Below are 22,856 nucleotides of genomic sequence, written 5' to 3'. Positions count from 1 at the left end.
AATCTCCCGGCTTTTTCTTTAGTTCAGCATATTACGTATCACATAATGCAATATGCCGTCGTTCTGGTAATAGGTCAGCTCATTGCCGGTATCGATACGACACCGGGTTTCCAGCGTCTCTTTTTTACCATCGACGCGCGTCAGGGTGACATTCACAGTACAACCCGGTTTCAACTGGGAAAGGTTTTCGACATCAATAAACTCCTCCCCGGTTAATCCCAGTGTTTTGCGCGTGACGCCAGCAGGGAATTCCAGCGGCAGGATCCCCATGCCGATCAGGTTAGAGCGATGGATACGCTCGAACGACTCAGAAATAACCACGCGCACACCTTGTAAACGTGGGCCTTTCGCAGCCCAGTCGCGGCTGGAACCTGAGCCATACTCCTTCCCGGCGACCACTGCCAGTGGCACACCTTCGGACTGATACTTCATGGCAGCATCGTAGATCGCCAGCTGTTCATTGCTGGGGAAGTGTTTGGTGTATCCCCCTTCCACGCCCGGCACCATTTCATTACGAATACGAATGTTGGCAAAAGTCCCGCGCATCATCACTTCGTGGTTACCACGACGCGAACCGTAGGAGTTGAAATCGGTCCGCTCAACACCATGCGACAGCAAATAGCGTCCAGCAGGACTTTCCGCTTTGATGCTGCCCGCTGGCGAAATATGGTCGGTGGTGACAGAGTCACCCAGCATTGCCAGAATGCGCGCGCCTTTAATATCCTGGACAGGCTCCGGTGTTTTGCCCATATCGTCAAAGAACGGCGACAGGCGGATGTATGTCGATCCCTCATCCCAGTCATAAGTCGCGGCTTCACTGACTTTGATTTGCTGCCACTCAGGCGTACCGTCGAAGACCTCGGCGTATTCCTTATGGAACATATCACTGGTCACTTTCTGCACTGCGGCGGCGATCTCTTCTGGTGATGGCCAGATATCCTGCAGAAAGACATCCTTGCCCTGCCGGTCCTGCCCGATGGGATCGTTCTGCAGGTTGAGTTTCATGTTACCGGCAAGTGCATAAGCCACCACCAGCGGTGGCGACGCCAGCCAGTTAGTTTTCACCAGCGGATGGATGCGCCCTTCGAAGTTTCGGTTACCCGACAGCACAGCACCGACGGTCAGATCGCCCTCTTTAATCGCGCTTTCAATTTCATCTGGCAATGGGCCCGAGTTACCGATGCAGGTGGTACAACCATATCCCACCAAATTGAAACCTAATTCATCCAGATAAGGTGTCAGTTGAGCCACCGCGAGATAATCCGACACCACTTTTGATCCCGGTGCCAGCGAGGCTTTCACCCAGGGTTTGCGCATCAACCCACGCTCAACCGCATTTTTCGCCAGCAGGCCCGCGGCCATCAAGACGCTAGGGTTGGAAGTATTAGTACAGGAGGTAATAGCAGAAATGACCACCGCGCCATCTTCCAGCTGATAGCTATCGCCGGTCTCGCTGTCGCGATACGTGACGGTCTTGTGCGCTTTCTGCGCATGATTAACTTCAAGTTCGTTGCTGGCATCAAAGGCGGCGGGTACATCACCTAAAGAGACGCGATCCTGCGGTCGTTTCGGACCGGCAAGACTGGATTCAACATCTGCCATATCCAGCGCCAGTGAGCTGGTAAACCGTGGTTCGTCGCCCGGATTTCGCCACATCCCTTGCTGCTTAGCATAAGCTTCGACTAAATCGACTTGTTCGGCATCACGCCCGGTCAGGGTCATGTAGCTCAGGGTGATTTCATCAATGGGAAAGAAACCGCAGGTGGCACCATATTCCGGTGCCATATTAGCGATAGTTGCGCGATCGGCAAGCGGCAAATCGGCAAGGCCATCACCGTAGAATTCAACGAATTTACCCACCACACCATGCTTGCGCAGCATTTGCGTCACGGTTAAAACTAAGTCGGTCGCGGTGATGCCAGGACGCAGTTTGCCGGTGAGTTTGAAACCGACAACGTCGGGGATTAACATAGACACGGGTTGCCCTAACATGGCGGCTTCGGCTTCAATACCGCCAACACCCCAGCCCAATACGCCCAGCGCGTTGATCATCGTGGTATGGGAATCTGTGCCGACTAAGGTATCAGGATAAGCGACCTCTTTGCCTTCTAGCGTTTCATGCCAGACGGATTTCCCCAGATATTCCAGGTTAACCTGATGGCAGATACCGGTGCCGGGCGGCACTACGCGGAAACGATTAAACGCTTTTTGCCCCCAGCGCAGGAAAACGTAGCGTTCGTGATTGCGCTCCATCTCCAGACGCACGTTTTCTTCGAAGGCGTCTTCATCCCCAAAATGATCAACGGTCACCGAGTGGTCAATAACCAAATCGACCGGCGATAAAGGATTAACTTTGGCCACATCGCCGCCGAGGCGTTTTACCGCTTCACGCATCGCCGCTAAATCCACCACCGCTGGCACGCCGGTGAAGTCCTGCATCAACACGCGCGCTGGGCGATAGGCAATTTCCCGGTCAGCATGCGCATCTTTCTGCCAGCCAACCAGCGCCTGTATATCTTCAGCTGTCACGGAATCCTCATCCTGCCAGCGCAGGAGGTTTTCCAGCAACACCTTCATTGATTTAGGTAAGCGATCGATATTACCCAATTGCTGGGCAGCTTTTGGCAGGCTGTAGTAATGATATTTTTTTGCCCGAACGTCCAGCGTATCCTGACTGTGCTCCCGTAACGTTAACGACATAGCTCCTCCTTATATGGGCCTCTCTTTTAAACCTCAATAACCACAAGGTTTAGCTTAAAGATAGACCACAATTTCGTTAACGATTTGATAACAACACGAAATGACACATAAAGGCACAAAGAAAAATGCCCCGACGTTTGTCAGGGCATTAATAGAAATCAGTACAATTTGAGTTATTGGATTAGATCATTGCCCACACGGCCGCGGCCCAAAATGCAAAGGAAAAGGCATAAACGCCGAACCATGAAAAAGTCGTTGTATTCATCGAGTCACACCCTCCCGGATTCCGGGCAAAAAAAGTCCACCGTCTTCAGCGTTGTACTGATGACACCGTTTTTTTAGTGCTGAGTGTTAAAGGACGGGCTTTTAAAATGCCCACCGGATAATCCGGTAAAGAGAGGTATAGATGTCTATATATAGAACAAAACGCAGACTGCGTTATTTCGACTTCGGATCCATGAACGATTCGATAAAGTTACGCTGGTTTTCACTCAGTTCCCACGACGCAGGAATCGCCACAGGCTGTTCAACGCTCTTTACTTCTTTCGCTTTGCACGCTGACGTGTTCGGCTGACGCGCAGAAACCGGAGACTTACGGCTGAGTGTATTTGCCCACATGGCTTAACCCCACATACGCCAAATCATCAATGCCACCACTACCCAGAACAGTGCTGAAGCAGCGAAGACGGTCAACCAAGCCTTGCGACGCACATTACCAGAGCGCTCAACCTTGGCGGTTTTAGTACGAAAATCTTGTTGTACAGTCAGTCTAGTGTTCATAGTTTTTGATAATCACTCTCAATAAAACGATTGTTGATAACGATTAAGATTTAGGACGAATCCTAAACTTGTTAAGTCCGAAAATCCAGTTATTTTTATTGAGTACAACGATTAACGCTGTTTATCAAAACCCAAACAATTGATGAGATAAATTTAATTACTGATCAAACTATTTATCTAATACAAACATTGTAAATTTGGGTTAAAACAAATTTAGTACCATTCTAAATTTGAGTTTAATTTAAAGAGCCTGACTAAAAGGCCTTTGTCATCAGTTGATAACTGGAGTATGGGAATATTCCTGGCGGTCCGCAAAGCAGCAGCGTAAATTTTGTGTACTGTTTCTCATTTAAGATATAACAATGAAAAAACATGTGATCGATGTTTCATTTACAAAAAAATAATGAAATTTTTTGAGATTCTTGTGGCGCTAACCAGAGAGGGTTTCACAAGATGCCCACTGGACACCTTGTGAAAATAATGAGTTAGGGGATTATTTGAAAGGTAACTTGATATCGCGGAACATCGCTTCGATATCTTCATTTGAACGTAATGCGACCGCAGCATCCACTACATCACGCGTCAAATGCGGTGCGAAACGTTGAATAAAGTCATACATATAGCTTCGCAGGAACGTGCTGCGTCTAAAGCCAATTTTGGTTGTACTATTGGTAAAAATTTCTGATGCTTCAATACGCACTAAGTCCGGATCGGAAACCGGGTCCACCGCCATACTGGCAATCACACCCACCCCTAAGCCCAAACGCACATATGTTTTGATGACATCAGCGTCGGTGGCCGTAAAGACAATACGTGGCGTTAATCCTGCACGGTTGAAGGCGGTATCCAACTCTGAGCGGCCGGTGAAGCCAAAGGTGTAGGTCACGAGCGGGAAATCAGCCAGCTCTTCAATCGTCACATTCGATTTGCCTGCTAACGGATGGTCTGGCGTCACGACAATGGCGCGGTTCCAGTGATAGCACGGCAACATAATCAGGTCGTCGTACAGATGCAGCGCTTCGGTCGCGATCGCAAAGTCAGCATTGCCCTTCGACACGGCCTCAGCAATTTGCGTTGGCGATCCCTGATGCATATGCAGCGATACGCGTGGGTAACGCTCGATGAAGCCTTTAATCACGCCAGGCAAGGCATAACGCGCCTGAGTATGCGTGGTCGCCACATACAGCGAGCCTTTGTCGGGCCAGGTATGCTCACCCGCGACAGATTTAATCGCATCGACCTTCGATAACACTTCACGTGCTATCCGGATGATCTCTTCACCTGCTGGCGTGACCTGAGTGAGATGTTTCCCGCTACGCGCAAAAATCTGCACGCCGAGTTCATCTTCCAGCATACGCACTTGCTTACTAATACCCGGTTGCGAGGTATAAAGACCTTCGGCGGTAGAGGAGACGTTGAGGTTGTGATTAACCACTTCAACGATGTAACGCAACTGCTGCAATTTCATAGTTATATCTTCCCGGTAGCGACAGAGGGGCATTCCCTGCAGGCGTGTTTCCGCCTTGATTAAGGGTTGAGGAGGGAAAGCGTGTCAGCGAAACGAAAAAAGCTATAACCACTATATCAGTTAAAGAAAGAATGTAGAACGATTAGCTATAAGGATGATGAAAAGGCCAGCAGATGCTGGCCTTGAGGGAATTACTTCTTCGCTTCCTGCCAGTTACCGTCGATATAGAACATCGACCAGCCAGTCGCTTTACCCTCCTTCTCGGAGGAAACATACTGCTGCTTAGTTTTACGGCTAAAACGCACTAACGTTTTATTGCCTTCCGGATCCGCCGCTGGCGCTTCCGCCAGGTATTTCAGCTTCTCCGGCAGACGGTCAGCAAAACGTTGCAGCTCTTCCACCAGCGGCGCACGCGTTTCACGCGATTTCGGGAAGGTGTTGGCCGCCAGGAATACCCCTGCCGCACCGTCACGCAATACAAAGTAGGCATCTGATTTTTCACACGCCAGCTCAGGCAACGGTACCGGGTCTTCCTTCGGTGGTGCAACTTCACCATTGCGCAGAATCTTACGCGTATTTTTACACTCGTCGTTGGTGCAGGCCATGTATTTGCCGAAGCGCCCCATTTTCAGGTGCATTTCGGAACCACACTTTTCACACTCTACGATCGGGCCGTCATAACCTTTGATGCGGAATTCGCCCTGTTCGATTTCGTAGCCGTCACATTCCGGGTTATTACCGCAGACATGTAATTTGCGCTGATTGTCGATCAGGTAGCTGTCCATCGCAGTGCCACACTTCTGACAACGACGACGGGCGCGCAACGCATTGGTTTCAGCATCATCGCCTTCCAAAATGTTGAGCACTTCATTTTCCGGAATCAGATTGATGGTCTGTTTGCAGCGTTCTTTCGGCGGCAATGCATAACCCGAGCAGCCGAGGAATACGCCGGTACTCGCGGTACGGATACCCATTTGGCGGCTACAGGTCGGGCAGTCGATCGAGGTTAGCACCATCTGGTTCGGCTGCATGCCGCCCTCTTCTGGCTCTTTCTCGGCCTGACCTAACTGCTGACTGAAATCGCTGAAGAAGGAATCCAGCACCGCTTTCCACTGCGCTTCATTATTAGCAACCTGGTCAAGGCTGTCTTCCATGCGCGCGGTGAAGTCATAGTTCATCAGTTCACGGAAATTCTGTTCCAGGCGATCGGTGACAATTTCACCCATCTTCTCAGCATAGAAGCGGCGGTTTTCTACCCGCACGTAACCGCGATCCTGAATGGTGGAAATAATTGAGGCATAGGTCGATGGACGGCCAATACCCCGTTTTTCCAACTCACGGACTAAGGAAGCTTCGCTGAAGCGGGCTGGCGGCTTGGTGAAGTGCTGGCTTGGCATCAGCTCCTTCAGGTCAAGCATGTCGCCGACATTGACCGGTGGCAGCGTCAAATCTTCATCGTTTTTACGCAGGGCTGGCATCACTTTTGTCCAGCCATCGAAACGCAAAGTGCGGCCTTTCGCTTTCAGTTTAAAGTCTGCTGCACCCACCGTCAGGGTGGTGGAGTCATACTGCGCCGGCACCATCTGGCAGGCCACAAACTGACGCCAGATCAGCTGGTACAGTTTCTGCGCATCAGCTTCCATGTCTTTCAGCTGTTCTGCCTGGATGTTGACATCCGAAGGTCGAATCGCTTCGTGAGCTTCCTGCGAGTTCTCTTTACTGGCGTAAGTGATTGGCGATTCTGGCAGATACTTCTTACCAAAACTCTTCTCCACAAAGCCGCGTGCCATCGCCACCGCATCCTGACTCAGGTTGGTGGAGTCAGTACGCATATAGGTGATGTGACCCGCTTCGTAGAGACGCTGCGCCATCATCATGGTTTTCTTCACGCCAAAACCGAGACGAGTACTCGCCGCTTGCTGCAGCGTCGAGGTAATAAAAGGTGCAGAAGGTTTGCTGCTGGTCGGTTTGTCTTCACGATCCAGCACTTCGTAACGCGCTTTCTCCAGCACGGATACCGCAGCATGAGTTTGCTCGCGATTAACCGGACGGAAGGCTTTGTCGCCCTGATGCGTGACCTGCATCGCCAGCGTGTCGCCTTTCGGCGTAGAGAAATCTGCGTCGATTTCCCAGTACTCTTCCGGCACGAACGCTTTGATTTCGTGCTCGCGTTCGACCACCAGACGTACAGCTACAGACTGAACACGACCCGCCGACAAGCCACGGGCAATCTTCTTCCACAGCAGCGGGGAAACCATGTAACCCACCACGCGGTCCATAAAGCGACGCGCCTGCTGCGCATTAACACGTTCAATATTCAGTTCGCCCGGTTTTTCAAACGCCTGACGAATCGCATTTTTGGTGATTTCGTTGAACACCACGCGGCTAAACCGCTTGTCATCGCCACCGATCACTTCCCGCAGGTGCCAGGCAATGGCCTCCCCTTCGCGGTCAAGGTCCGTTGCGAGGTAGATGTGGTCAGCATCGGCGGCAAGGCTTTTCAGTTCGGCTACGACTTTTTCTTTACCCGGCAGAATCTGATAGTCCGCTTCCCAGCCATGCCAGGGATCGACCCCCATGCGGCTGACCAATGCGGCCTTCTCATCCTTCTTAACCTTTTTTCCTGTTTTCGCCTTTTCCCCGTCGGTAGTTTTACGGGCAGTTGAACCGCTGGTCGGCAAATCACGGATATGACCGACGCTGGATTTCACCACGTAGTCATTACCGAGGTATTTATTGATTGTTTTGGCCTTTGCCGGGGACTCAACGATTACGAGTGCTTTACCCATATGTACCTTTACCTAATTGAAACGTCCTGATAAACGGGAGAGGATTCGGTGCCCCAAAACCCAACGGGTTCAATATTGCTGCCAGCTTTTCACTTTTCAAGGCAGCGGGGATAATCTCAGGTCAGATTGCATCGACTTATGCAACTTTATGATTAGAAGCGGGTTTTCCATCTGACAGCATCACACATCCGGGTGTGATCTCCCTGAAAGCTGAATCGCCCACACTCTACCTGATAAAATCCGTTACGCAACTTAATTAGCATTCTGATTAATTTTGCGCCAGTTTTGCTGAAGGACGTTGATTTGATGAACAGCGCAACTCGCTAGTAATATAGAAGGAGAACGATTGCTGTCAAAAAAGAGGTCAACAATGTCAGTAGAAACGGAATCCATTTCACGCCAGGCGTTACTGGAAATAGCCAATCAAATGATCAAACAGCACGACGATTATTTAGCCGGGATGGAAGCGAATGACGTGATTCAGCAGGGCGAGGTATTGGTGTTTCGTGGGCCTTACTTCTTAGATGAAGAAGGCCTGCCGAGCGCGAAAACCACCGCTGTGTTTAACGTGTTTAAATCCCTTGCCGTTGAGCTCTCCTCACGCTATCACCTGGCATAAAAAAGCCCGGCATTTGCCGGGCTTGCTCACAACAGTGGCTTATCACCACGCTGCCATATTTTCAGAATTAACCGCTCGGCCGCCAGACTGGCGCTGTTGGTGAAGCGATCCATCATTTTCTTTTTCCGCGCATAGTGCACGCCCAGCACATTGAACCGATCCATCTGCTTGATAATCAGCGCATCGCTGGTGCCGATCTCATCAATCAGCCCCAAATCCAGCGCCTGGCGTCCATACCAGTGTTCACCGGTGGCCACTTTTTCCAAATCCAGTGTCGGACGCATCTGCTGGACAAACTCTTTGAACAGCAGATGGGTTTCGTTGAGATCTTCCTGGAATTTTTCACGTCCCTCATCGGTGTTCTCACCAAACAAGGTCAGCGTGCGCTTATATTGACCCGCGGTGTGCAGTTCAACGTCGATATCATTGCGTTTCAGCAGACGGTTGAAGTTGGGGATCTGCGCGACCACACCAATTGATCCAATGATAGAGAATGGCGCCGCGACGATGCGATCCGCGACACAAGCCATCATATAACCCCCGCTCGCCGCCACTTTATCGACGACGGCAGTTAACTGCAGGCCCGCATCACGCAGACGCTGCAGCTGAGAAGCGGCCAGGCCATAACCGTGCACCACGCCACCCGGGCTTTCCAGACGCAGCAAGACTTCATCACCCGGCACAGCCACCGCCAGCACCGCGGAGATCTCCTCACGCAAAGAACTGACTTCGCCCGCATCCATACTGCCTTTAAACTCCATCACATAGAGTGTCGGTTTAGCGGCTTCGCTCACACCAGCTTTGGCATTGCGCTTCTCGGTTTTGGCTTTTTGCTTCTCTTCTTTTTTATGCTGCTTCAGCCACACTTTTTGCGCCTGTGGCTTCATCTTCGCCAACTGCAGGTCTTCCTTCATTTCACGATAATCATCGTCGAGATGAGTAAAGCGCAGTTGACCACCGCTGTGGCGTTTACGCATCGCGGCATTGAGCACAATCAGAACAATAGCTGCGAACGCCACCACCACGGTGACGGCCTTGGCCAGAAATAATCCATAACTGGAGAGTAAATCCATTCTGCCGCCTTATTAAACAGTGAATTACAAACAATGGCTGAGTTTACCCGCTTTAACGACTTTCGTCGCCTGAAATGCCCGCAGGCGGCACAGAATGCGAGGCGCGGTGATTGCACCTGGCGACAAATTGAGGCATAAAGCCCAAAACCCTCTGACTTGCCAAAGGACATCGCTGTGCATTATCAACCGAAAAGCGATCTGCTGGAAAATCGCATTATCCTCGTCACCGGCGCTTCTGACGGCATTGGCCGCGAAGCGGCGCTGACCTATGCGCGCTATGGCGCACGCGTCATTTTGATGGGCCGCAACGCCGAAACGCTGCAGCAGACTGAACACGCCATCAATCAGCTGAATAAGAAGCCCGCATCCCATTTGCTGCTGGACTTGTCGCATGCCACGCCAGAAAGCTGCGCTGAGGTGGCCGATCAGATCGCCTCCCTGGTGCCACGGCTCGATGGTGTACTGCACAATGCCGGGATTCTGGGTGAGATCGTCCCACTGGCGGAACTCGATCCTGCCGTCTGGCGCAAGGTGATGCAGATCAATCTTGACGCCACCTTTTATTTAACTCAGGCCTTGCTGCCGCTGCTGCTGAAATCAGACGCCGGTTCACTGGTGTTTACCACGTCGAGCGTCGGCCGTACCGGCCGTGCAGGCTGGGGGGCCTATGCGGTGTCGAAATTCGCCACCGAAGGCATGATGCAGGTACTGGCGGATGAGTATAAAAATCGTCATCTGCGGGTAAATTGCATCAATCCTGGTGGCACTCGCACTAAAATGCGCGCCAGTGCTTTCCCGGAAGAAAATGCCAGTTTACTGAAAACGCCTGCTGATTTGATGCCGCTTTACCTTTATTTGATGGGTGATGACAGCCGTCGCAAAACCGGGATCAGTTTTGATGCCCAGCCGGGACGTAAACCGGGGCCAGCCAGCGCATGAGTGATCGTCATCAGCAACGACAGCAGCGTTTAAAAGAACAGGTTGATGCGCGGATTGCTGCCGCGACAGAAGCGCGCGGCATTTTGATGGTGTTCACCGGCAACGGCAAAGGCAAAACCACCGCCGCCTTTGGTACGGCTTTACGCGCTTGCGGGCACGGTAAAAACGTTGCCGCCGTGCAGTTTATTAAAGGTGAATGGCCAAATGGTGAGCGCAATTTGCTGGAACAGCATGGCGTGGAATTTCAGGTGATGGCCACCGGCTTTACCTGGGATACTCAAAATCGGGAGACCGATACTGCCGCCTGCCAACAGGTTTGGCAGGCGGCAAAGCGTATGCTTGCCGATGAGCATGTGGATTTAGTGATCCTCGATGAAATCACCTACATGGTTAGTATGGATTATCTGGATCTGGATGAGCTGGTGCGCGTGCTGGGACAACGTCCGGTTCAACAAAGTGTGATTATCACCGGTCGAGGCTGCCATCGAACCTTGCTCGAGATGGCGGATACCGTGACCGAGATGCGCCCGGTTAAGCATGCATTTGATGCAGGCATTCAGGCTCAGCAGGGAATAGATTGGTAAAACAGTGACGCCGCTGCATGCGGCGTCACGGGCATATCAGGAACCGCGCTTGTTAGTTCCACTGGTCCGCGTGCTGCTGTTGCGGCTGCTACTGCTGCCGCCGCGACGTGGGCTGCCGCTTACATTACTATGACGTTTTACCGCGCGACGAATCTGATTGGCTTTAGTACGACGACGGTCTTTTTCAACCGCGACTTTCGTCACCGTCTCTTCCGGCATATCCACCAGCGTACGCAGGTAGTTAACCGCCGGTAATTCCATCTCCATCCAGCCACCGCGAGGTAACCCTTTTGGCAACTGAATATCGCCATAACGGACGCGCATCAGGCGGCTAACCTGCACACCTACGGCTTCCCACAAACGGCGGACTTCACGGTTACGTCCTTCGGTCAGGGTGACGTTATACCACTGGTTGATGCCTTCACCGCCAGCAAACTTAATGGTTTTGAACGATGCCGGGCCATCTTCTAACTGCACACCTTTACTGAGCTGACGAATTTTATCGTCATCCACTTCGCCGAATACACGCACCGCATATTCACGCTCAACTTCACGGCTTGGGTGCATCAGACGGTTCGCCAGTTCACCATCGGTGGTGAACAACATCAGACCACAGGTGTTAACGTCCAGACGACCCACAGCGATCCAGCGTGAACCGCGCAGACGCGGCAGACGGTCGAATACCGTTGGACGCCCTTCAGGATCGTTACGGGTACAGAGTTCGCCTTCTGGTTTGTAATACGCCAGCACGCGGCAGACTTCAGTGGCGGATTCAGCAATCGAAACCAGATGGCCATCAATACGAATTTTCAGGGATTTATCATTTTCAATGCGATCGCCCAGCGTCGCCAGTTTGCCATCGACGCTGACGCGTCCGGCTGAAATCATCGTTTCGATTTCGCGGCGTGAACCGTGACCAGCACGCGCTAATACTTTTTGTAGTTTCTCACTCATGGAGATGCCTCGTTGTCGCCTTCCCAGGCGTCGTGGTAAGAAGAGGTACGATACGGGGATTACCAGTTCCCATATCAGAATCTGTTACCGCTGAGCATAGCGCATGCCATCTCAGGCGGCCCGCGATTTTACACTAACACAAGTTTCGTTAACACCTTTTCCTTTGCTGCCGATAATAAAGGCCAAAGGCTGCGTCACCCGTTTAGTGCCATATGCCTAAACATTTACGCTGCTTATAGATACACCAACCACACTTCTCTTCTTTATGCGCCAAGTGACTGAATTTTTATCATTTACTCTTGGCTCTATATGCCTGGTTATTACCCCCACTTTAGACCCGTGATACATTAGCGCTTTTCAAGACTGGTCTGCTAGGATTGCGCACCACGCTTAAGGATAATCCCAAACATAAAATCTAAACCCAAACTGCAAAACAGGATAAAAAACTAATTAACCGGGATAAATAAGGCTCATTAGTCCAGTAATTTTAAATTACCAGTTAATTGGAACTGCAGGTTGGATTAAGTCTGTATTTTCGCATTATTTGATTCAGATTAAATTTGATGAATTGTTCTGATAAAAAAATTGTGTAAAATTTAAGCCTGAAACAGAGTGTGCCGTATTTATAAAAGCGTAACCTTTACTATTTACACTCGTTTCTCTAACAAGCCACTAACAAAATCACTGTGGCATTGTTGATAATATAAACCGGCGCACGCAGGAATTGACGCGTTTATTCATTCACGGAATGAATTTAATTTGCATGTCGAAAGTCTTCACCAGGGATTTTCCTGACATGCTTAAAAGAAGATGACTATCATGAAAACCTCTCTGCTTTGGCCTGCCCTCGCGGCGCTGGCACTGAGCGGCTGTTCCGTGGGCCATACTGAGTATAGTCGAGCGGCGCTTGAACACGTGGATATGAGCGTGACAGGCATCCCGACGGTATTGGGTCTGGGTATCCTCGGTACAACCATCCCTTTAACACCAGAGTACAGCCTGACAGCTGCGCACGTCGCCACCACTGCCGTACAGCGTGTGAAGGCTTATCATCCTTATTGCGACGTCGCCATTATCTATCATAAGAATAGCCCGGAAACGCTGGCAAAATTCCGCACCAGCAAAGTCGGTGAACCCATTAAGATGTACGGCTACAGCTTTATTTCAGCCATGCCCGTGGAATCAAGTGGTGTTAATTTAGCGCGCACCGCTATTACCAATAAATGGAATAAAAAACCGTGCATGGCAATGGCATCAAATGCTGGCGTTGTACAGGGAATGTCGGGGGGCGCGGTATATAATGCTGACCAGACAATTGGCGGAGTGATTGTGGGCTACAGCCATGAAATTTCCAATGTGCGCAGCAAACAAGTCATTCTGAAAGATGTTTCGCTGTATATTCCGTACGGTGATTTTAAACATTGGCTGGAAAAGAATATTGGCCAGACGACGTTAACGCCGCCTGACCACGCGTGATTAGAGGAACGGGCGCGTGTCGCCGACCCCTTCACGAACCACAACCGGTACATCGCTGGTGAGATCGATCACCGTCGTCGGCTGCTGCCCTAACGTGCCGCCATCAATGATCAGATCCACCAGCTTACCGATGCTGTGCTGAATCTCTTCCGGATCCGATTCCGTGAAGTCATTACCGGGCAACATCAGCGAAGTAGACATCATCGGCTCATTCAATCTTTCCAGTAACGCCAGCGCCACCGGATTGGAAGGTACGCGCAAACCAATAGTTTTACGCTTGTCATTCATCAAACGACGCGGCACCTCTTTGGTCGCTTTGAGAATGAAGGTATAACTGCCCGGCGTATTATTTTTTAGAATACGAAATGCAGTATTGTCCACCTGCGAATACGTCGAAAGCTCAGACAGATCGCGACACATCAACGTAAAATTGTGGTTGCCATCTAACTGCCGGATACGGCAGATACGCTCCATCGCGTTCTTCTCTTCCAACCTGCAGCCCAGCGCGTAACCCGAATCGGTGGGATAGACGATTATGCCACCTTTATTGAGATAATCGACTGCCTGATTGACCAGACGCGGTTGCGGATTATCTGGATGAATGTGAAAAAATTGACTCATAAAAACCTCATGTCACCTGTCTGCAAGAGTTACGGCGGGCGCTAGCTCAGGAAAACGCTCCCAGATGGGTTCAACGCCGCCTGGCAACCATAATTTGCGCCCCAGTTCTATCCATGGACAGGGTTGGTGAAAATCTGATCCCTGCGATCCCGCCAGCTTATTGTCGCGCGCATAAGTCGCGAGCTGCGTGCGCTCGTTGGGTGCCTGCTGACACTGCGCCACTTCCATTGCATCACCACCGACCTCGGCGAAATGGGCAATCAATCGCTTAAGCCACTTTGCAGACAGTCCATAGCGACCCGGATGTGCGAGTACCGCAACGCCGCCAGAATGATGAATGGCATCAATAGCTTGTTTAATTGTACACCATTGCGGCGGCACATAGCCGGTTTTCCCACGGGCAAGATAGTTCTTGAACACTTGCGCCATGTTATCGGCTTTACCCATCTCGACCAGATAACGGGCGAAATGACCGCGGGTGATGACACCGCCCTGCGCCAGGCGTTGCGCCCCAGCCAACGCATCAGGAATGCGGGCACGTTCGAGACGCTCTGCAATCAGCTGAGCCCGTTCAACGCGGCATTGATGCTGTTGCTCAAGAAACGAGGTCAGTGCCGGATGCTGGCAATCCACATTTAAACCTACGATATGAATTTCGTGGTTTTCCCACAATGTAGAGGCCTCTAATCCGGCCAGAATACGAATCGGTAGATTCTGTTGCTGCACAGCGGATTGCGCTTCTGCCACGCCAGCAACGGTGTCGTGATCGGTAATCGCCAGTACCCCTACTTTCATTTCGACGGCACGTTGCACCAACTCGGTAGGGGTCAGCAAACCGTCAGACGCCTGGGTATGGCTGTGTAAATCGTAAAGGGGAAAACGGGCAATATCCGACAAGGTAACTCCAGCAGCAACTTAACTCGGCTGGCATCATAACGATTTTGACCCTGACTGAAAAAGGGTATTGACTTTTTTCATCTGAACCAGTTAACTAGTACACAAGTTCACACGTAACGGGTATCTCATCATGGCTAATTTTGGTACGCATGCAAAAGGTTGGTGGCGCGATAATCCTTTAAACGGGCGACGTCGTCGTGCACAACATGCGTAACCATTGTGCAGATACCTGAGCCCGCCACCGAGCGGGCTTTTTTTTGAGCGAAATTCAGAGATGACAATAATGGCTAATGCGAAACCTACATTGAAGTTGATTACCGGTACCGCGCCCTACCGCGAAGATCCGGCCGCAGTGTTCCATCAAATTTGCGGCGCACGTCCGGCAACGCTGCTGCTTGAATCTGCCGACATCGACAGCAAAAAGAATCTGAAAAGCTTACTGATTGTGGATAGCGCCCTGCGCATCAGCGCACTGGGCAACGTGGTGACATTACAGGCGCTGTCAGAAAACGGTCGCACCATTCTGCCGCTGCTGGATGAAGCGTTGCCGCAGGATGTGAGTATTGAAGCGCGCCCGGATGGCCGCGTGCTGCATTTCCCGCTGCCTCAGGGGTTGCACGATGAAGATTCACGTCTGAAAGCATTGTCTGTTTTCGACGCGCTGCGCCTGATTCCGCAGTTGGTGAACAGCCCAGAGGAAGAGCGTGAAGCGATGTTCCTCGGCGGCCTGTTTGCTTATGACCTGGTGGCCGGATTTGAAGATTTACCCGAGCTGCGTAATGAGCAAAGCTGCCCGGATTACTGCTTCTACCTGGCAGAAACCCTGCTGGTGATTGATCACCAGACGCGCAGCGCTCGCCTGCAGGCCAGTCTGTTCAGCCCCTCCACCAGCGAATTCCAGCGCTTGCAGGGCCGTGTTGAGCAGCTGCGTGGTCAAATGACGCAGCCTGCCCCGGCTTTGCCGGTTCAGCGCGTTGAGCAAATGGCGTTGAGCACCAACCAGAGCGATGAAGAGTATTGCAATGTGGTGCGTGAAATGCAGGAAGCGATTCGCATCGGCGAAATCTTCCAGGTGGTGCCATCACGCCGCTTCTCGCTGCCGTGCCCTTCTCCGCTGGCCGCTTATGACACGCTGAAGCACAGCAATCCCAGCCCATATATGTTCTTTATGCAGGATCAGGACTTTGCGCTGTTTGGCGCTTCACCAGAAAGCTCACTCAAGTATGACGCCACTTCACGTCAGATTGAGATCTACCCGATTGCCGGTACGCGTCCACGTGGCCGACATGCCGATGGTTCACTGGACCGCGATCTCGACAGCCGTATCGAACTGGAAATGCGCACCGACCACAAAGAGCTGGCGGAACACCTGATGCTGGTGGATCTGGCGCGTAACGATCTGGCTCGCATCTGCGTGCCTGGTAGCCGCTATGTGGCAGACCTGACCAAAGTCGACCGTTACTCTTTCGTGATGCATCTGGTCTCTCGCGTGGTTGGCACGCTGCGTAACGATCTTGATGTCCTGCACGCCTATCGCGCCTGCATGAACATGGGCACCTTAAGCGGCGCACCAAAAGTGCGTGCTATGCAGTTAATCGCTGAAAAAGAAGGTACGCGTCGCGGCAGCTATGGCGGTGCGGTAGGTTATTTCACCGCACACGGCGATTTGGATACCTGCATCGTGATTCGCTCCGCTTGGGTGGAAGATGGCGTTGCCACAGTGCAAGCCGGTGCCGGTGTGGTACTGGATTCCCAGCCTCAGGCTGAAGCGGATGAAAGCCGCAATAAAGCGCGCGCGGTATTACGTGCCATCGCCACAGCCCATCATTGCAAGGAGATTTTCTGATGGCCGATATCCTGTTGCTCGATAATATCGACTCCTTTACCTACAACCTCGTTGATCAGCTGCGTACCTTTGGCCATAACGTGGTGATTTACCGCAATAACGTGCCGGCTGACGTACTCATTGAACGACTGCAGCAAATGGAAAATCCGGTGCTGATGCTGTCCCCCGGTCCCGGCGCACCGAAAGATGCCGGCTGCATGCCTGCGTTACTGCAAGCACTGCGTGGTCATCTGCCGATTATCGGCATCTGCCTCGGTCATCAGGCGATTGTTGAGGCTTATGGTGGTCATGTAGGCCAGGCCGGTGAGATTCTGCACGGCAAAGCCTCTTCGATTAATCACGACGGTCAAGCGATGTTTAGCGGCCTGAGCAATCCGCTGCCGGTGGCCCGTTATCACTCGCTGGTGGGCAGCAATACGCCTGCCGAATTGACCGTTAACGCCAGCTACAACGGCATGGTGATGGCTGTCCGACACGATGCTGACCGAGTGTGTGGCTTCCAGTTCCACCCCGAATCCATTCTCACCACCCAGGGCGCACGTTTGTTAGAGCAAACGCTGGCCTGGGCGCTGGCGAAATAATAGGGAGATTATGATGCAAACTATTCTGGAAAAACTTTACCAGGCACAAACCCTGAGCCAGGCGGAAAGCCATCAGCTGTTTAGCGCCATTATTAAAGGTCAGCTCGAGCCGACCCAACTAGCCGCCGCGCTGATTGCGATGAAAGTCCGTGGCGAGCGCCCGGAAGAGATCGCGGGTGCCGCTACGGCACTGCTGGAAGATGCGAAACCGTTCCCGCGTCCGGATTACACTTTCGCCGATATCGTTGGCACCGGCGGTGACGGCAGCAACAGCATTAATATCTCCACCGCCAGCGCCTTTGTCGCCGCAACCTGCGGGTTGAAAGTGGCCAAGCACGGCAATCGTAGCGTCTCGAGTAAATCCGGCTCGTCCGATCTGCTGGCGGCTTTTGGTATCGATCTGGATATGCCCGCTGAAAAAGCGCGTAAGGCACTGGACGATCTTAACGTCTGCTTCCTGTTTGCGCCGCAATATCACAGCGGATTCCGTCACGCGATGCCAGTGCGTCAACAGTTAAAAACCCGCACCTTGTTTAACGTGCTGGGCCCTTTAATCAATCCGGCGCGGCCCCCACTGGCGGTTATCGGCGTGTACAGTCCGGAACTGGTGCTGCCGATTGCCCAAACCCTGAAGGTGCTTGGCTATCAGCGTGCGGCAGTGGTGCATGGCGGCGGTATGGATGAAGTGGCGCTTCATAGTGCGACTCAGGTCGCTGAGTTGCGTGACGGTGAAATCACCAGTTATCAGCTGACGCCTGAAGACTTCGGTTTCGGCTTCCATAATAAAGAAGCCCTGGCGGGCGGCACGCCGGAAGAAAACCGTGACATTCTGGCGCGTTTGCTCCAGGGTAAAGGCCAGCCAGCCCATGAGCAGGCAGTTGCGGTGAACGTCGCAATGTTGCTGAAAGTATTCGGAAATGAAGATTTGCGCGACAACGCTCAGCGCGCCATCACCGCAATTCGCAGTGGTCAGGCTTACGAGCGCGTTGTTGCTCTGGCAGCGAGAGGATGAGATGAGTATCAAGGGCACCGTTTTAGAGAAAATTGTTCAGGATAAAGCCGTCTGGGTTGAAGCGCGCAAGGTACAGCAGCCGCTGGCGACCTTCCAGAACAGCTTGCAGCCTGCAGGACGCCACTTTTACGATGCGCTGCGCGGCACGCGCACCGTGTTCATCCTGGAATGCAAAAAAGCGTCACCGTCGAAGGGTTTGATCCGCGAAGATTTCGATCCTGCGACCATCGCTGGCGTTTATCGTCATCACGCCTCGGCCGTTTCCGTCTTAACTGACGAGAAGTATTTCCAGGGTGATTTTGAGTTTCTGCCGATCGTCAGTGCCGCGATTACTCAACCGGTACTGTGCAAAGACTTTATTATCGATCCCTACCAAATCTACCTGGCGCGCCACTATCAGGCCGATGCCATTCTGCTGATGCTGTCGGTGCTGGATGATGAGCAATATCGTCAACTCGCCGTGGTGGCACACAGCCTGAAAATGGGCGTACTGACCGAAGTCAGTAATGAAGAAGAGCTGGAGCGTGCGATTGCGCTGGAAGCAAAAGTGGTCGGCATCAATAACCGCGACCTGCGTGACCTGTCGATTGATCTGAATCGTACCCGCCAGTTGGCGCCACGTTTAAGCCACGGTGTGTCGGTCATCAGCGAATCGGGCATTCATAACTATGCTCAGGTGCGTGAATTGAGCCACTTCGCCAACGGTTTCCTGATTGGCTCCGCACTGATGGAAGAAGCCGATCTCAATGCCGGCGTGCGTCGCGTCTTACTTGGCGACAACAAAGTCTGCGGCCTGACCCGCCCTGAAGATGCGCGCATTGCGCACGAAGCAGGCGCGATTTATGGCGGTGTGATTTTCGCCGAAGGTTCACCGCGTAAAGTCAGCGCTGAACAAGCTCAAAGTGTGATAGCGGCTGCACCACTGAAGTATGTGGGCGTATTCCGCAATAACAGCATAAGTGACGTTGTCACGATTGCTTCGTCACTCAAACTTTCTGCTGTGCAATTGCATGGCGATGAAGATCAGGCGTTCGTCGCAGAATTGCGCAGCGCCCTGCCAGAAGAGGTGAAAATTTGGAAGGCGCTGAGTATCAGCGGCAGCCTTCCAGCCCGCGATTGGCCGCATGTAGATCGTTACGTGTTCGATAACGGCCAGGGCGGCAGCGGACAGCGATTTGACTGGTCACTGCTACAGGGTGAAGACCTGAGCAACGTGCTGCTGGCCGGCGGATTAAGCGCCGACAACTGCGTGGAGGCTGCACAACTGGGCTGCGCCGGACTGGACTTTAACTCTGGCGTTGAATCCGCGCCCGGCATCAAAGATGCCAGTAAAGTCGCGGCGGTATTCCGCACGCTGCGCGCCTATTAATTTCGCTCGCCCGCCGATGTGCGGGCCGCATAAGGAAGATGAAAGATGACTACGTTATTGAATCCCTACTTTGGCGAGTTTGGCGGTCAATATGTCCCACAGATTTTAATGCCCGCTCTGCGCCAGTTGGAAAGCGCCTTTGTCGAAGCGCAGCGCGATCCTGAATTTCAGGCTGAATTTACCGATCTGTTGAAAAACTATGCTGGCCGTCCCACCGCATTAACGCTTTGCAGCAATCTGACCAAAGGCACAAAAACCCGCCTGTATCTGAAGCGTGAAGATTTGCTGCACGGCGGTGCACATAAAACCAACCAGGTGTTGGGCCAGGCGCTGCTCGCCAAGCGCATGGGCAAAAATGAAATTATCGCTGAGACCGGAGCCGGGCAGCATGGCGTGGCTTCAGCGCTGGCGTGCGCGCTGCTGGGCATGAAGTGTCGCATTTATATGGGCGCAAAAGACGTCGAACGTCAGTCACCTAACGTGTTCCGTATGCGTTTGATGGGCGCGGAAGTGATTCCGGTGCACAGTGGTTCGGCCACGCTGAAAGATGCCTGTAACGAGGCGCTGCGTGACTGGTCTGGCAGCTACGAAACCGCGCACTATATGCTCGGTACGGCGGCGGGTCCGCATCCCTTCCCGACTATTGTGCGTGAGTTCCAGCGCATGATTGGTGAAGAAACCAAAGCGCAGATTCTGGAGCGTGAAGGTCGTCTGCCGGATGCAGTGCTGGCTTGTGTGGGTGGCGGTTCAAATGCCATCGGCATGTTCGCTGAATTTATTGATGACACCAGCGTCGGTCTGATCGGCGTTGAACCTGCGGGTCACGGCATCGAAACCGGCGAACACGGCGCGCCACTCAAGCACGGTCGCGTCGGTATCTACTTCGGCATGAAAGCGCCAATGATGCAGACGGAGGAAGGCCAGATCGAAGAATCCTATTCGATCTCAGCCGGCCTCGATTTCCCTTCTGTTGGCCCACAGCACGCCCATCTCAACAGCATTGGTCGCGCCGAGTATGTGTCGATTACCGATGATGAAGCGCTGTCAGCATTCAAAGAGTTGTGTCGTGCAGAAGGCATTATTCCGGCTCTGGAATCCTCTCATGCTCTGGCGCACGCCCTGAAAATGATCCGTGAGAACCCAGAGAAAGAGCAATTGCTGGTGGTTAACCTGTCCGGTCGCGGCGACAAAGACATCTTCACCGTTCACGATATTTTGAAAGCTAAGGGAGAGATCTGATGGAACGTTATATTCAGCTGTTTCAACGTCTGTCGGCGAAAAAAGAAGGCGCATTTGTTCCTTTCGTGACCCTTGGCGACCCGACCCCTGAACTGTCACTGAAGATCATCGATACATTGGTAGCAGGCGGAGCCGATGCGTTAGAGCTGGGCATTCCGTTCTCCGATCCGCTGGCGGATGGCCCAACGATTCAGGGGGCAACCCTACGTGCCTTCGCGGCGGGTACCACTGTCGCGCAGTGTTTCGAGATCCTTGCCGCCGTGCGCCAGAAGTATCCTGAACTGCCGATTGGGCTGTTGATGTACGCTAATCTGGTGTTCAGCAAAGGTATCGACAACTTCTACGCACAATGTGAAGCCGTCGGCGTTGATTCCGTTCTGGTGGCGGATGTACCGGTTGAAGAGTCTGCACCGTTCCGTCAGGCTGCGATGCGACATAACGTTGCACCCATCTTCATCTGCCCGCCGAATGCGGATGATAATTTGCTGCGGGAGATTGCCTCACACGGTCGCGGTTATACCTATCTGCTGTCGCGCGCGGGCGTGACGGGTGCAGAAAATCGCGCCAGCCAGCCGCTGAATCATTTGATTGAGAAGCTGAGCGAATATCACGCTGCACCACCGTTGCAGGGATTTGGTATCTCAGAAGTAAGCCAGGTGAGAGAAGCCATCGCGGCAGGCGCGGCGGGTGCGATTTCGGGATCAGCTATTGTGAAGATCATCGAACGTAACCAGAACGATCCCGACACGCTGCTAGCGGAATTGAAAGCGTTTGTCAGCGATCTGAAAGCTGGCACGCGTTAAATCCTCAGGACCCTGTTCGCGATGGCGGATAGGGTCTTCTCTTGATTATTCCAGCCTGAACGTTTGCTCATCGCCTGAGTCATCAGGATAAGTCAGCTTCATCGTCAGCTTGTCGTTTCTGATTTGCCATGTCAGCTTCTCGTCTTCGGGTCCATCGCGCCAGCGACCACTGCTATCCGGATTATCTGACATCAAGATAACGCTCTCGCCCTGGACCCGGCAGCGCACGGCCCAGCGTGATTGATCGGAGGGCCGGATATAGTGCACCCACGCCACGCCCTGCTCATCCACCTTATCCAGCTGCATGATTTTGAAGCTGCGACCAAAGCTCAGCGCGGTAGCCGCTTTGCACAGGGTCCCCAGGTGTGGATTGATCAACGGTTCTGCCTGCGCGCTGGGCACTGGCAAAATTTGTGAAGCAAATAGCTGGAGGTAGGACAGATAGCTAATCGTCGCTATCGCCAGAATGGCACGCTTTTTCATTATTGTTTTCCCTGCCTGATGCTTAAATTTGCACCTGTCGGCTTATCGTCTTGTTGTTTTATTATTCGTTTTGCCCTGCTTTTTTAGCTTACCGTTTGCCTTGCTGCCGTCATTGGATCAATAAGTGGTAAAAATCGCGTATTTCCATCTTTTTCACCCCAGGCGATTTGCCGATTTGCAAAGCGCATACCACAATTAATCGCACCGTCTCGTCGCGGTGAAACACCATCTAAGACAGGGAGATAACCAATGAATTTTTTCAAAGTCGTTGCAGGATTATTAATGGCTGCGGTCATGGCGATCACACTTAGCGCCTGTGCACCAACAGCAACAAAGGAAGGAACCGGGGGCTATATCGATGATACGGTGATCACCACCAAGGTTAAGGCACAGTTGTTGAATGACGACTCGCTGAAATCCACCGAAATCAACGTCGAAACCTTTAAAGGAAAAGTGCAGTTAAGCGGCTTTGTCAGCTCACCGCAGATGGCGAACCGTGCAGTGACGGTGACCCGCAGCGTGGCAGGGGTCAAATCTGTAGTTAACAATATGCAGATTAAGTAATAGCGTATCGATACTGCAGCGGGCGGCCTTTGGGTCGCCCGTTGTGTTTCAGCGGGTGC

General features: G+C 52.4%; 20 protein-coding genes, 1 pseudogene and 1 other annotated feature. Of the genes and pseudogenes, 10 read left to right on the top strand and 11 right to left on the bottom strand.

Annotated features, from left to right (window positions below; translation table 11 throughout):
- Positions 1–18: 18 nt before the first annotated feature.
- The 5 genes from acnA to topA all read right to left on the bottom strand — a co-directional run bounded on the left by acnA (position 19) and on the right by topA (position 7,737).
- A complete protein-coding gene (acnA, locus tag AC1MDE_RS03750; protein ID WP_058959802.1) occupies positions 19–2,700 on the bottom strand; it encodes an aconitate hydratase AcnA in 2,682 nt (893 codons plus the stop codon).
- Positions 2,701–3,138: 438 nt separating this feature from the next.
- The gene (locus tag AC1MDE_RS03745; protein ID WP_034821480.1) at positions 3,139–3,318 is read right to left on the bottom strand and encodes a hypothetical protein; all 180 of its coding nucleotides are present in this window, start codon (positions 3,316–3,318) and stop codon (positions 3,139–3,141) included.
- Between the two features lie 3 nt (positions 3,319–3,321).
- On the bottom strand, positions 3,322–3,480 hold the full coding sequence (locus AC1MDE_RS03740; RefSeq protein ID WP_071845610.1) for a YmiA family putative membrane protein: 159 nt from the start codon (positions 3,478–3,480) through the stop codon (positions 3,322–3,324).
- A gap of 493 nt (positions 3,481–3,973) precedes the next feature.
- Positions 3,974–4,948: an HTH-type transcriptional regulator CysB gene (gene cysB, locus AC1MDE_RS03735; protein ID WP_034821485.1), complete on the bottom strand. Its 975-nt coding sequence runs from the start codon at positions 4,946–4,948 to the stop codon at positions 3,974–3,976.
- Between the two features lie 191 nt (positions 4,949–5,139).
- Positions 5,140–7,737, bottom strand: a complete 2,598-nt coding sequence (gene topA / locus AC1MDE_RS03730; RefSeq protein ID WP_479398653.1) for a type I DNA topoisomerase — start codon at positions 7,735–7,737, stop codon at positions 5,140–5,142.
- A gap of 370 nt (positions 7,738–8,107) precedes the next feature.
- Between topA and AC1MDE_RS03725 the strand changes: the two genes are divergently transcribed.
- Positions 8,108–8,356: a YciN family protein gene (locus AC1MDE_RS03725; RefSeq protein WP_058959804.1), complete on the top strand. Its 249-nt coding sequence runs from the start codon at positions 8,108–8,110 to the stop codon at positions 8,354–8,356.
- 26 nt (positions 8,357–8,382) lie between these two features.
- On the opposite strand, the gene sohB is transcribed toward AC1MDE_RS03725, so the two are convergent.
- A complete protein-coding gene (gene sohB, locus AC1MDE_RS03720; protein ID WP_479398655.1) occupies positions 8,383–9,429 on the bottom strand; it encodes a protease SohB in 1,047 nt (348 codons plus the stop codon).
- Positions 9,430–9,603: 174 nt separating this feature from the next.
- Here sohB and AC1MDE_RS03715 point away from each other — a divergent pair, with 174 nt between their 5' ends.
- Both AC1MDE_RS03715 and cobO read left to right on the top strand, forming a co-directional pair.
- A complete protein-coding gene (locus AC1MDE_RS03715) occupies positions 9,604–10,368 on the top strand; it encodes a YciK family oxidoreductase (RefSeq protein ID WP_058959806.1) in 765 nt (254 codons plus the stop codon).
- Positions 10,365–10,952 (top strand): cob(I)yrinic acid a,c-diamide adenosyltransferase, encoded by a 588-nt coding sequence (gene cobO / locus AC1MDE_RS03710; protein ID WP_058959807.1) that lies wholly within the window; start codon positions 10,365–10,367, stop codon positions 10,950–10,952. Before AC1MDE_RS03715 ends, cobO begins: the two co-directional genes overlap by 4 nt.
- A 36-nt stretch (positions 10,953–10,988) precedes the next feature.
- On the opposite strand, the gene rluB is transcribed toward cobO, so the two are convergent.
- Positions 10,989–11,906 carry a 23S rRNA pseudouridine(2605) synthase RluB gene (rluB, locus tag AC1MDE_RS03705; RefSeq protein ID WP_034821500.1) on the bottom strand — a complete coding sequence of 306 codons (918 nt, stop codon included), beginning with the start codon at positions 11,904–11,906 and terminating at the stop codon, positions 10,989–10,991.
- A gap of 819 nt (positions 11,907–12,725) precedes the next feature.
- Between rluB and AC1MDE_RS03700 the strand changes: the two genes are divergently transcribed.
- Entirely contained in the window at positions 12,726–13,382 is a 657-nt protein-coding gene (locus AC1MDE_RS03700) for a serine protease (RefSeq protein WP_034821503.1), read from the top strand.
- Here the strand turns inward: AC1MDE_RS03700 and AC1MDE_RS03695 are convergent, their stop codons facing one another.
- Both AC1MDE_RS03695 and rnm read right to left on the bottom strand, forming a co-directional pair.
- A complete protein-coding gene (locus AC1MDE_RS03695) occupies positions 13,383–14,003 on the bottom strand; it encodes an L-threonylcarbamoyladenylate synthase (protein ID WP_480344301.1) in 621 nt (206 codons plus the stop codon).
- Between the two features lie 12 nt (positions 14,004–14,015).
- Entirely contained in the window at positions 14,016–14,900 is an 885-nt protein-coding gene (gene rnm, locus AC1MDE_RS03690; protein WP_058959808.1) for an RNase RNM, read from the bottom strand.
- A gap of 154 nt (positions 14,901–15,054) precedes the next feature.
- Positions 15,055–15,159 (top strand) — a sequence feature (Trp leader region).
- Between the two features lie 24 nt (positions 15,160–15,183).
- Between rnm and AC1MDE_RS03685 the strand changes: the two genes are divergently transcribed.
- The 5 genes and pseudogenes from AC1MDE_RS03685 to trpA all read left to right on the top strand — a co-directional run bounded on the left by AC1MDE_RS03685 (position 15,184) and on the right by trpA (position 21,750).
- Positions 15,184–16,746 carry an anthranilate synthase component 1 gene (locus AC1MDE_RS03685; protein ID WP_058959809.1) on the top strand — a complete coding sequence of 521 codons (1,563 nt, stop codon included), beginning with the start codon at positions 15,184–15,186 and terminating at the stop codon, positions 16,744–16,746.
- A pseudogene (gene trpD / locus AC1MDE_RS03680) lies at positions 16,746–18,339 on the top strand (bifunctional anthranilate synthase glutamate amidotransferase component TrpG/anthranilate phosphoribosyltransferase TrpD). Before AC1MDE_RS03685 ends, trpD begins: the two are co-directional and overlap by 1 nt.
- A gap of 1 nt (position 18,340) precedes the next feature.
- Positions 18,341–19,708 (top strand): bifunctional indole-3-glycerol-phosphate synthase TrpC/phosphoribosylanthranilate isomerase TrpF, encoded by a 1,368-nt coding sequence (trpCF, locus tag AC1MDE_RS03675; protein ID WP_479398659.1) that lies wholly within the window; start codon positions 18,341–18,343, stop codon positions 19,706–19,708.
- Positions 19,709–19,753: 45 nt separating this feature from the next.
- Entirely contained in the window at positions 19,754–20,947 is a 1,194-nt protein-coding gene (gene trpB, locus AC1MDE_RS03670) for a tryptophan synthase subunit beta (protein ID WP_479400801.1), read from the top strand.
- Positions 20,947–21,750, top strand: coding sequence for a tryptophan synthase subunit alpha (gene trpA / locus AC1MDE_RS03665; protein ID WP_479398663.1), 804 nt, complete (start codon positions 20,947–20,949; stop codon positions 21,748–21,750). The genes trpB and trpA overlap by 1 nt, the downstream gene beginning before the upstream one ends.
- 45 nt (positions 21,751–21,795) lie before the next feature.
- Here the strand turns inward: trpA and AC1MDE_RS03660 are convergent, their stop codons facing one another.
- Together AC1MDE_RS03660 and AC1MDE_RS03655 are read right to left on the bottom strand one after the other, a co-directional pair.
- Positions 21,796–22,233, bottom strand: coding sequence for a hypothetical protein (locus AC1MDE_RS03660; RefSeq protein ID WP_479398665.1), 438 nt, complete (start codon positions 22,231–22,233; stop codon positions 21,796–21,798).
- An 83-nt stretch (positions 22,234–22,316) separates the two neighbouring features.
- Positions 22,317–22,529, bottom strand: coding sequence for a hypothetical protein (locus AC1MDE_RS03655; protein WP_167347097.1), 213 nt, complete (start codon positions 22,527–22,529; stop codon positions 22,317–22,319).
- On the opposite strand from AC1MDE_RS03655, the gene AC1MDE_RS03650 reads away from it, so the two are divergent.
- On the top strand, positions 22,483–22,797 hold the full coding sequence (locus AC1MDE_RS03650) for a BON domain-containing protein (protein WP_034828856.1): 315 nt from the start codon (positions 22,483–22,485) through the stop codon (positions 22,795–22,797). The two genes, AC1MDE_RS03655 and AC1MDE_RS03650, sit on opposite strands and share 47 nt — an antisense overlap.
- Positions 22,798–22,856: the final 59 nt, after the last annotated feature.

The sequence above is a fragment of the Pantoea folii genome (assembly GCF_056678875.1).
Note: the sequence above shows the minus strand (reverse complement) of the source record. Positions and strands in the feature narration are given on the sequence as shown.